General features: G+C 58.9%; 1 protein-coding gene. It reads left to right on the top strand.

Features of this window, described 5'->3' with window-relative positions; all coding sequences use genetic code 11:
• Positions 1–540: aryl-sulfate sulfotransferase (locus H6A60_RS12320; protein ID WP_205105053.1), on the top strand; the 540-nt coding region annotated here is incomplete at its 5' end.
• Positions 541–557 lie beyond the last annotated feature (17 nt).

Below are 557 nucleotides of genomic sequence, written 5' to 3'. Positions count from 1 at the left end.
AAGGTGCTCACGCCGGTTGACAAGAACGGCACGCCGATCAAGTGCGAGGGCTCCGTCTGCGAAGGCGGCTTCGACTGGTCGTGGACGCAGCACACAGCCTGGCGAATCGACGAGAAGTCGGAACCGGGAATCGTCTACCTTACGGTCTTTGACAACGGTGACGCGCGCGGCATGGAGCAGCCCGCCATGCCTGAAATGAAGTACACGCGCGGCGTCGTCAATAAGGTGGACGAAAAGAAGATGACGGTCGAGCAGGTCTGGGAAGTCGGTAAGGACCCCGGCTTTGAGTACTACAGCCCGGTGACGGGGCTTTGTCAGTACCAGCCCGACAAGGGTTCGGTCGTGGTCTACTATTCGACGGCCGGCATGGGCGACATCGCCCGAAGCGCCGGCAGAAAGCAAGGGCGCATTCATCCGGTCATTACCGAGTACCGCTGGGGCGAAACAAAGCCCGCCGTCAAAATCAAACTCTGGGACACGATGGGCTACCAGGCCTTCCCGATCCACATCGAAAAGGCTTTCTCTGTTGAGCGGAAATAACGCTTTCTTCTGATTCG

Source organism: Sutterella massiliensis (assembly GCF_016899755.1).
Taxonomy (GTDB): domain Bacteria; phylum Pseudomonadota; class Gammaproteobacteria; order Burkholderiales; family Burkholderiaceae_F; genus Sutterella; species Sutterella massiliensis.
This window is presented reverse-complemented; position numbering and strand designations above follow the sequence as displayed.